Here is a 1027-nt window from a genome sequence, read left to right as displayed (position 1 = left end):
CGCGGGAGTCGGTGGCGTGCAACCGCTGCGAAGCAGCCCCCATCGCCGGTGTATGACCATCCCACCTGCAAGAAACAGTTGACCAGCAGCCCGTGATCGGGCCACACCTCCAGCGGACAGAGGGGCACTCGAACAGCGAGTGCCCGACGAAACCCGAACACGGAGGCACGATTATGGGGCAACTGCGGGATCGGATGGAAGAGGATCTTCGGCTGCGGTGCTACGCGCAGGGTACCCGGGCTGAATACCTGAGGTGCGCCAGGCACTTCGCGGAGTACCACAGGCGTTCGCCGGTGGCGATGGGGGAGTCCGAGGTGCGGGCGTTCCTGCTGCACCTGCTGAAGTCTGGCAAGGGGCCGAGCGTGGTGAAGATGCATGTGGCGGCGGTGAAGTTCCTGTACGAGGTGACGCTTCGTCGTCCCGAGGAGGTGGTCCGGATTCCGTGGCCGAAGGTTGCCCGTCCGCTGCCTGACGTGCTGAGCGGGAGCGAGGTCGAGCGCCTTCTCGCGGCAGTGGAGTCGCGCAAGTACCGGATGGTCCTGATGTCGGCGTACGGCGCCGGGTTGCGTGTGAGCGAAGCGTGCGGCCTGTCTGTCGAGGACATCGACAGTCGTCGCGGGCTGATCCATGTCCGGGACGGGAAGCGCGGGCGGGACCGGTACGTGATGCTTCCCGCGCGCCTGCTCCTGGCGCTGCGTGAGTACTGGCGGGCTGAAGGTCTCACCGGAATGCACCTGTTTCCCGGGCGCGTACCCGGCCAGTGCGTGTCGTCCGACGGGGTGCGAAGCGCATTGCGCAAGGCTGTGAACGCCTGCCGACTGACGAAGCGGGTGACGACGCACACCCTGCGCCACAGCTTCGCGACGCACCTGCTCGAAGGGGGGACGGACATCCGGACGATCCAGGTGCTGCTCGGGCACGCATCGATCCGGACGGCGGTGATCTACACGCACATCAGCGTGGCCCACGTCGGGCGCACGAGGAGCCCGCTGGACCTGCTCGGCACGCCGGAAGGCGCGGTGCTCGG

The 1027-nt window shown here is 67.4% G+C and carries 1 protein-coding gene; it reads left to right on the top strand.

The genetic code is table 11. From position 1 onward, the window contains the following. Positions 1 to 173: 173 nt before the first annotated feature. On the top strand, positions 174 to 1027 hold an 854-nt coding region (locus Q8K99_10935; GenBank protein ID MDP2183068.1), incomplete at its 3' end, for a site-specific integrase.

The organism is Actinomycetota bacterium (assembly GCA_030682655.1).
GTDB lineage: Bacteria > Actinomycetota > Coriobacteriia > Anaerosomatales > JAUXNU01 > JAUXNU01.
This window is presented reverse-complemented; position numbering and strand designations above follow the sequence as displayed.